At 72.4% G+C, this 8345-nt stretch carries 8 protein-coding genes and 1 pseudogene; 3 read left to right on the forward strand and 6 right to left on the reverse strand.

Translation table 11 applies throughout. From position 1 onward, the window contains the following. Positions 1-185 precede the first annotated feature (185 nt). Both ACZ45Z_RS03455 and ACZ45Z_RS03460 read right to left on the reverse strand, forming a co-directional pair. Positions 186-1037 (reverse strand): MIP/aquaporin family protein, encoded by an 852-nt coding sequence (locus tag ACZ45Z_RS03455; protein ID WP_468355297.1) that lies wholly within the window; start codon positions 1035-1037, stop codon positions 186-188. Between the two features lie 215 nt (positions 1038-1252). Then, complete coding sequence (locus ACZ45Z_RS03460) at positions 1253-2734, reverse strand: APC family permease (RefSeq protein WP_468355300.1); 1482 nt, start codon at positions 2732-2734, stop codon at positions 1253-1255. Positions 2735-3008: 274 nt separating this feature from the next. Between ACZ45Z_RS03460 and ACZ45Z_RS03465 the strand changes: the two genes are divergently transcribed. Both ACZ45Z_RS03465 and ACZ45Z_RS03470 read left to right on the forward strand, forming a co-directional pair. After that, on the forward strand, positions 3009-3278 hold the full coding sequence (locus tag ACZ45Z_RS03465; RefSeq protein WP_468355303.1) for a hypothetical protein: 270 nt from the start codon (positions 3009-3011) through the stop codon (positions 3276-3278). Continuing rightward, on the forward strand, positions 3275-3646 hold the full coding sequence (locus ACZ45Z_RS03470) for a fic family toxin-antitoxin system, toxin component (RefSeq protein WP_468355306.1): 372 nt from the start codon (positions 3275-3277) through the stop codon (positions 3644-3646). The genes ACZ45Z_RS03465 and ACZ45Z_RS03470 overlap by 4 nt, the downstream gene beginning before the upstream one ends. Here ACZ45Z_RS03470 and ACZ45Z_RS03475 read toward each other — a convergent pair. The 4 genes from ACZ45Z_RS03475 to bioB form a co-directional block, all read right to left on the reverse strand. Beyond that, on the reverse strand, positions 3626-4393 hold the full coding sequence (locus tag ACZ45Z_RS03475) for a class I SAM-dependent methyltransferase (protein WP_468355309.1): 768 nt from the start codon (positions 4391-4393) through the stop codon (positions 3626-3628). The two genes, ACZ45Z_RS03470 and ACZ45Z_RS03475, sit on opposite strands and share 21 nt — an antisense overlap. A 107-nt stretch (positions 4394-4500) precedes the next feature. Beyond that, positions 4501-5202 carry a dethiobiotin synthase gene (gene bioD / locus ACZ45Z_RS03480; protein WP_468355312.1) on the reverse strand — a complete coding sequence of 234 codons (702 nt, stop codon included), beginning with the start codon at positions 5200-5202 and terminating at the stop codon, positions 4501-4503. Between the two features lie 150 nt (positions 5203-5352). Beyond that, the gene (locus ACZ45Z_RS03485; protein WP_468355315.1) at positions 5353-6657 is read right to left on the reverse strand and encodes an adenosylmethionine--8-amino-7-oxononanoate transaminase; all 1305 of its coding nucleotides are present in this window, start codon (positions 6655-6657) and stop codon (positions 5353-5355) included. Next, positions 6650-7825 carry a biotin synthase BioB gene (gene bioB, locus ACZ45Z_RS03490; RefSeq protein ID WP_468355318.1) on the reverse strand — a complete coding sequence of 392 codons (1176 nt, stop codon included), beginning with the start codon at positions 7823-7825 and terminating at the stop codon, positions 6650-6652. Before bioB ends, ACZ45Z_RS03485 begins: the two co-directional genes overlap by 8 nt. Before the next feature lie 145 nt (positions 7826-7970). On the opposite strand from bioB, the pseudogene ACZ45Z_RS03495 reads away from it, so the two are divergent. Continuing rightward, positions 7971-8231, forward strand: a pseudogene (locus ACZ45Z_RS03495) (8-amino-7-oxononanoate synthase); the annotation flags it as partial. Positions 8232-8345: the final 114 nt, after the last annotated feature.

The following is an 8345-nucleotide window of genomic DNA, read 5'->3' on the forward strand; positions in this document are numbered from 1 at the left end:
GGTGTGGGGTGGGGCGGGTGTGGTGTCTCGAACAGAACACTCGTCCCGGGTTCCCCCCCCCCCGCTGTGTCGGTTGTCCCCCCCCCCCCCTCCCCGCCCCCCCCCCCCCCCCGGGGCCCGTCCTACGACGGGCCCCGGGGCGGTGGTGGTCAGGAGGCTCGCTCCGTCCCGGGGGCGGGCTTCGGTCAGGGGCGGCCCTCCGGTGAGGGGACCCGCCCGGTGGGCTCGGGCTCGGCGGTGGGGATGAGGTTGCCGATGAAGTACTTGTAGAAGGCGGCGCCCAGGAGGCCGCCGATCAGTGGTCCGGCGATGGGCACCCAGAAGTACAGGTTGCCCCACTGGTCCCGCCAAGCGCCTCCGTAACCCGTGAGGAAGCTGGCGAGCCGCGGGCCGAAGTCGCGTGCCGGATTGATCGCGTAACCGGCGTCCGTGCCGAAGGCCATGCCGATGGCGACCACGACCAGGCCGATGATGAGCGGGGCCAGGTTGGCGCCGGGAGGCGTGTTCAGCAGATCGGTGATCGCGAAAATGAGGAGGAGCAGCAGCGCGGTCCCGATCACCTGGTCGCGGAACGCTCCCCATTCGTGAATGCCCGCCGTGGTCGAACCGTTTCCCGGCAGCGTGGAAAAGACGAATTGCGTCTTGATGGTGTGCGTGGGATCGGCCCGCGCCAGCACCTCCGTGTAGTTCCAGCGCACCAGCAGTGCGGCGGCGAACGCGCCGGCCGTCTGGGCGAGGGCGTAGGGCGCGACCCTGGCCCACGGAAAGCCCTTGAAGACGGCCAGGGCCAGCGTCACCGCCGGATTGAGATGGGCGCCGCTGAGGCGGGCCGCGACGTAAACGCCGAGGGTGACGCCGAGGCCCCAGGCCCAGGTGATGCTGTCGTGGTCGCCCAGTCCGCCCTTCGGGGTGGTGAGGGCGCCTCCGGCCACCACCTGGGCGACCACGCCGCATCCGAAGAGAATCAGCACCATCGTGCCCGCGAATTCCGCGGAGAGTTCCCGGAAGAGCTTTGGTTTCTGCACCGGTTCGCTCATTATCGTTCGGCCTCTCCTCGGAGGTTCAGGGCACGGTCTACCGGCGTCGGGCTTGCAATGGCGATCCTCTTCGTAGGCCCGGCACCACCGCCACCTGAAGCCCCTCCGGCAAGGCGTATTCGCGCTGACCGGGTGACGCGGTTGATCCGTCCGGGTCGTGTCGGCATCCCGGGCGGGAACGCCCGAACGCCGCGCCGGGTCGGGAAGCGGGCCGCCTATCGGCCCGACGCGTCCGAGAGTCCGCCGTCACCGCGCCGGGTACGCGCCCGCTGGACCGCGTAGCCCGCGACGCCGACGGCCAGCAGCAGGACGACCGTGCCGAGCGTGAAGGCCTCGAAGGCCGCCCGGGAGACGCCCCAGGTGGCGGAGAAGTCGTACGCGAGGCCGGCCAGCGGCTCCAGGGTGCCGGGGAACAGCGCCACCCAGGAGCCGAGCAGGATCCAGGCGTAGACGAGCGACGTGGCGACGGTGAAACCCCGGGTGCCGAACGGGACTTGGTAGGGCCGGTGCACCTCGGGACGGCGCACGCGCAGGGCGAGCAGCGCGGGGACGATGGTGAGGTAGGACAGCAGCAGCGTGGTGATCGCGACGGTCAGGACGACACCGAAGACGGCCGAGGCGTCCCCCTGCGCCAGATTCATCGCGGCGGCCATGAACACCGTGGCGGTGACGCCGGAGAGGAGGTTCATCCGCACCGGCGTGCCCAGCCGCGCGTGGAAGGCGCCGAGTTCGCGGCTGAAGAATCCGCCGTCGGCGGCCGCCATCGCCTGCATCCGGTCGGCGACGATCATCCAGGCGCTGCCCTGTGTCAGCAGCGCGTAGACGAACAGCACCGCCGTCGTGGTCAGCAGCGGCCCGCGCCAGCCCCCGTAGATCTCGAAGACCAGTTGGGCGGCGTCCATGAAGCCGCCGATGCCGGTGATGTGTCCCGACGGGGCGGCGGAGAGGATCGCCAGGACGGGCAGGAGATAGCAGCAGGTGGCGATCAGGCCCGCGACCCCGATCGAGACGGGCACGTCGTGCTGCGGGTCGTGCATCTCGTCGCCCGCCGCGTTGGGGGCCTCGAACCCGACGTAGGCGAACAGCAGCACCGGCACCAGGCCGAGGAACCCGGCGACGGTGGGCGAGAAGCCGGCGTCCTCCAGGCCCCGGAAGCCGTGCTGGACGCCGTAGGCGACAGCGGTGCCGGTGAAGAACGCCAGGGCCAGGACCTTGGCCGCGGCGCCGGCCGTGGTGATCCATTTGCCGCGGCGCAGCGAGACGACCGCGGTGAGGATGGCGGCCCAGATGAAGACCAGTTTGAAGACGTAGTCGGCGAACGTGCCCGAGCCGAGGGGGAAGACGAAGCCGTCCCAGGTCTGGGCGGCGACGAAGACCAGCGAACCGCCGAGCCAGACCGGATTGGTGACCCAGTAGAACAGCGTGGTCAGCGCGGCCGCCAGCCGGCCGAAGGCCAGCTCCACCCAGACGTACGGGCCGCCTTCCTGAGGGAACGCCGCGCCGGTCTCGGCGAAGATCAGGGCGTAGGGCACCAGGAACGTCAGCGCGACGGCGGCGATCCAGGAGACCGCCTCGCCGCCGCCGGTGGCGAGCTGCCCGATCACATCGAACGAGATCACGGCGGCGACACCCATCGCCATGATGTCGAAGCGGCGCAGGCTGCGCTTGAGATGCGGGACGGGGGCGGGGACGGACACGGCGGGGTCCTCCTGGGGCCGGGCGGTCGGGGAGCGGTCCGGTCGGTCGCCGGTCGGTGTGCCGCGGGCCGGGCCCGATGCTCGGCAGCGGGGCCGACGGCGCCGGCCTCGTACGACCTGCCGGTCTCACGCCGGATCTCATCGTGCGGTATCGGCTCCGGCGGCTCCGGTAGCGGCGCGCGGGCCCGCCCCGGCCCGCCCGACGGAATCGGAATGCGGAGGAACCGGACACCTGTGCTTGCCCGTGCTAGCGGATGCGCGCTAGCTTGGAAGCGTGGCGAAGACACAGTTGAACGTCCGTGTGGACGAAGCCACCGCCGAAGCGGCGCGAGAGCGTGCCCTGCAGCGGGGAGTGAGTGTGAACCGCTATATCGAGGAGCTCGTCCTGAAGGACGCGGGGGAGGTCGGCCAGACGTTCGTCGAGGCCGCCTCGGACTTCATGAAGCAGTACGAACGCGTCTTCGCCGAGGAATTCGGCCGGGAACCCGGGTACGACCGCGGCCGCGCCGGGTCGGGCCGGGAAGGACAGCCGGGCACCACGTGACACTGCGTATCGACCTCGCCTGGCTCCTGCTCATCGCCGAACAGCACACCCCCGGAGACCCCCAGGTCACCGACTGGGGTGCCCTGGTCGCCGCCGTCAGCCGCCACGAAGCGGAGATACTCGGCGTCCCCGTCTACACCGACCCCCAGGACCGGGCCGCCGCCCTCCTCCAACTCCTCCTCCACGTCCCGGCGTTGGAACGCTCGAACGCCATGTTCGCGACCGCCGTCGCCTACGGCTACCTCGTCGCGAGCGGCCTGAAGATCGCCACCTCCCCCGAACAGGTCCGCGACCTCGCCCGCCTGATCAAGGAGGGCACCACCGACCTGCACGCCATCGCCGACGAACTACGCACCTGGACGGTGTGACGGGCCGGTGGCCGCGGCACGCCGGGCCAGGGTGATGATCTCGGGGCTGGTCGCCGTCAGGGGCCGGCGGTCCCAATCGCCGTACTGTTCCCCGATCGTGAGGCCGGCGCCGCACAGAAACGCCGCGAGCGCGTCCGGGGCGAGGAAGCGCAGCGTGCTCCGGCTCACCCGTGGGCGGCCGCCGTCCGGATCGCTGAACGTCTCGGAGAAGTGGACCAGGTCACCGTTGACCGGCGTCCGCACCCGGTGCGTGACGCGAACGGTGACGCCGGCCGCGTTCGTCACCTCCACCGCCCGGTCCGGAGTCCATCGTTCCCAGGGGCGCGTCAGCGGGTTGCGGGTCTCGAAGACGAACCGGCCCCGCTCGCTCAGCGCGGCGCGGATCCTGGCGAGGCCGGTGCGCAGCTCGTCGTCACCGACCAGGACCTGGAAGGCGTGACCGGTCATCACGATCAGGTCGAAGGCCCCCTCCCAGCGGGCGGACGCCAGGTCGCCGAGGACCCACTCGATGTCCGTCCGCCGCCGCGCCCGGGCGAGCATCGCGGCCGACGGGTCCAGCCCGCACAGCCGCCCGGTGTGACCGCTCTGCCGCGCCCGGTGCAGCAGGGTCCCCGTCCCGCAACCGACGTCCAGGACACGGTCCGCGGATCTCACCAGGTCGAGGAAGAAGGAGTCGCTCGGCCCCCACGGGTTGAGGAGGTCGTACCACTCGGCGAGGGTTTCGTCCGTGTACGCGCGAGCCGCCATCGCGGCAGTGTGGCAGGGCGGCCGCCGGGGCGCACCCGGGAATCGGGCCGTGTGCGGGCGGATGCCCGGTCAGCGTGCCCCGGGGCCCGGGCCGTCCCCGCCCGCTGTCAGGCCGGGACGCGGAAGGCGTCCGTTCCGCCGAGCGCCGGCGCCAGCCAGCCGGGAGCCGCGGTGCGGAAGGCGTGCGGGGACAGGGCGCCGGAGCCCTCCGGGATCAGGCCGAGGAGGGGGGCGTCGGCGGCTTCGGGGAGGTCGGCGAGGTTGCAGCGGGCCGCGAGGTCGGGCTCGGCGGGCCAACTCCCGACGACCACACCGGGGGAGCGCAGCCCGTAGGAGCGCAGGGCCATCGCGGTCAGCGCGGTGCTGTTGAGGGTGCCCAGGCCGGCCTGGACGACCACCAGGACCGGCGCGTCCGCCAGTCGCGCGGCGTCGGCGAGGGTGTGGCCGTCCGCGTCGAACCGTACGAGCAGACCGCCGGCGCCCTCGACCAGCACCAGGTCGTGGGAGGCGGCCAGCTTGGCGGCGGCCTCCGCGATCTCCTGGGGGGACACCGGCGGCAGCCCGGACCGCCGTGCGGCCGTCGCGGGCGCCAACGGCTCGGGATAACGGGCGAGTTCGCTGGTGGTGACGCGGCCGGCGAGCCGCTCGACCTCCGCGGCGTCGCCCCGCTCGTCGGCGGTGACGCCGGTCTGGGCGGGCTTGAGCACCGCCACCGAACGGCCCTGGGCGAGCGCGGCGGCGGCGATCGCGGCCGTGGTCACGGTCTTGCCGATCTCCGTGCCCGTGCCCGTCACGAACAACACCGACATGGGGAGCCTCCGAAATCCCGCGCGGACCCAGGAGGACCCGCGCACCAGTTCAACGCTTGCTGCTCTTCGATCCGGCCGGTGGCCCGTGGCCGGTGGCCCTGCGGAAGGGGGCCGCGGGGACGGCCGTGACCGCTTCCCGCAGCCGCCGGTTCAGCCCTCCCGGGCGGCGGCGCACACCGCGGCGCACACGCGCGCCACGTCGTGATCGCCGGTGATGTACGGCGGCATGGTGTAGATGAGGTCCCGGAACGGACGCAGCCACACGCCCTCGCGGACCGCCGCCCGCGTCGCGGCCGCCATGTCCACCTCGTGGTCGAGCTGGACCACGCCGATCGCGCCGAGCACCCGCACCTCGCGTACCCCGGCCACGTCCTCCGCCGCCGCCAGACCGTCCCGCAGACCCGCCTCGATCCGCTTGACCTCGCCCGCCCAGTCCTGCGACAGCAGCAGGTCGATCGAGGCGTCGGCGACGGCCGCGGCGAGCGGATTGCCCATGAAGGTGGGGCCGTGGGCCAGTACCGGCAGTTCGCCGCGCGAGATGCCGTCCGCGACGGCCGACGTGCACAGCGTCGCCGCCAGGGTGAGATAACCCCCGGTCAGCGCCTTGCCCAGGCACATGACATCCGGCGAGACGCCGGCGTGGTCGGCCGCGAACAGGGCGCCCGTCCGGCCGAATCCGGTCGCGATCTCATCGAAGATGAGCAGCACGCCGTGCTCGTCGCACGCCTCCCGCAGCACCCGCAGATACGCGGGGGAGTGGAACGACATCCCGCCCGCGCCCTGCACCACCGGCTCGACGATCACCGCCGCCAGCTCGTCGGCGTGCCGGCCGATCAGGTCGCGCAGATGCGCGGCGTACGCCTCGTCGGGCGCGGCACCGAAGCCGGCCGGGGGCCGGTCCGCGAAGATCTGCCGCGGCAGCACCCCCTGCCACAGCTCGTGCATGCCGCCGTCCGGGTCGCAGACGGCCATCGGCTGCCAGGTGTCGCCGTGGTAGCCGCCCCGCCACGTCAGCAGCCGCTGCTTGCGCGGCTGTCCGACCGAACGCCAGTACTGCAGGCACATCTTGACGGCGACCTCGACCGACACCGAACCGGAGTCGGCGAGGAAGACGTGCTGGAGCGGCTGCGGGGTGATGTCGACCAGCCGCTTGGCCAGCCGCACGGCGGGCTCGTGGGTGAGCCCGCCGAACATCACATGGCTCATCCGCTCCAACTGGCCGCGCGCGGCGTCGTTGAGGACGGGGTGGTTGTAGCCGTGCACCGCCGACCACCACGAGGACATACCGTCCACCAACTCGCCCCGGCCCTCGACCGGTTCGGCCAGGCGCAGGCGTACCCCGGACGCCGACTCCACCAGCAGCGGCTCCGCCCGGCCCGGCATCGGCCCGTACGGATGCCATACGTGCTGCCGGTCGAGGGCGAGCAGATCGCGGGGGGTGAGCGGCTCAGGCATTGGGCGGGAGGTCGGTGCCCGCGCCGCGGCGGCGTACCGAGACCAGGTCCCGGCGGGTCTCGTCGGCGGAAGCGGAAGCGGGGACGCCCGCGGGTGCCTTGTCGTCGGACGGTGCCGCGTCGTCGGACGCGGCGTCGCCGGCCGCTTCCGCGCCGTCCGGCGCGGTGCGGTGGCGGGGCAGCGTCGTGGTGTCGGTGCCCTCCACCTCGAAGCCGGCATCCGCGATCATCGCCAGGTCGTCCTTGCCTGCCTGGCCCTCGCTGGTCAGGTAGTCGCCCAGGAAGATGGAGTTCGCCAGGTGCAGGGCCAGCGGCTGCATGCTGCGCAGATGCACCTCGCGGCCGCCGGCGAGCCGTACCTCGACATCCGGGCAGACGAAGCGGACCATCGCCAGGATGCGCAGCGCCCGCTGCGGGGTGAGGTTCCACTCCTCGGCGAGGGGGGTGCCCTCGAAGGGGATCAGGAAGTTGACCGGCACCGAGTCGGGGTCGAGGTCGCGCAGCGCGAAGACCACGTCGACCAGGTCGCCGTCGCTCTCGCCCATACCGGCGATGAGTCCCGAACACGCCGACATGCCCGCCGCCTGCGCCTGCTGGACGGTGGAAACGCGGTCGGAGAAGTCGTGTGTGGTGCAGATGTCGCCGTATGTGGCTTCTGAGGTGTTGAGGTTGTGGTTGTACGCGTCGGCGCCCGCCTCGCGCAGCCGCCCGGCCTGCCCGTCGGAGAGCAGTCCGAGACAGGCGCAGACCTCGACGCCCTCGTTCTGCTCCTTGATGGCGGAGATGGTCTCCGAGACCCGGTCCACGTCCTTGTCGGTGGGCCCGCGGCCACTGGCCACCAGGCAGACCCGCTTGGCGCCGCCGGCCACCCCGGCGGCCGCCGCCTTGGAGGCGTCATCGGGCTTGAGCCAGGTGTACTTGAGGATCTCCGCCTTCGAACCCAGGCGCTGCGAGCAGTACGAGCAGTCCTCGGGGCACAGGCCCGATTTGAGGTTGACCAGGTAGTTGAGCTTGACCCGCCGCCCGAACCACTGGCGGCGCACCTTTCCGGCCGCGGCCACGACATCGAGCAGTTCGTCATCGGAGGTCGCCAGCACGGCGAGCGCCTCTTCGCGGGTCGGCAACTCGCGCCGCAGTCCCTTGTCCACCAGTGTGTTCAGCAGGTCCATGGCGTTGATCCTGGCGTACGCCACCGCCCCCGGCCAAGGAGGATTCCCACAACGAGCGTCGATCGGGGTGTGTGTATCGCCACACCGTGGGCGTGCGGAACGACCGCTAACGTCTATCGACAGCCCACAATCGACAAGGACGACGATGCCGCAGGACTCCGCCCCGTCCCCGCTCCGCGACACCTCACCGGTGACGCGGTCCGAGCCGTCCGCCGCGGCCCCGCGGCAGCCGTCCGCCGCGGCCTTCGACTGGATCGACGCGGCGCACGACGAGCGCCGCCGCGCCGGGCTCGTACGGACCCTGCGGCCCCGGCCCGCCGACTCACCGCTGCTCGACCTGGCCGGAAACGACTACCTCGGACTGGCCCGGCACCCCGAGGTGACCGACGGCGGGGGGGGGGGGGGGGGGAGCTGGGGGGGGGGGGGGGGGGGGGGCCGGCTGGTCACCGGCAGCACCGAACCGCACACCGAGGCGGAAAGCGAACCCGCCTCGTTCTTCGGGTTCTAAAAGACCCCGGTG

The sequence above is a fragment of the Streptomyces sp. NPDC031210 genome (assembly GCF_055570395.1).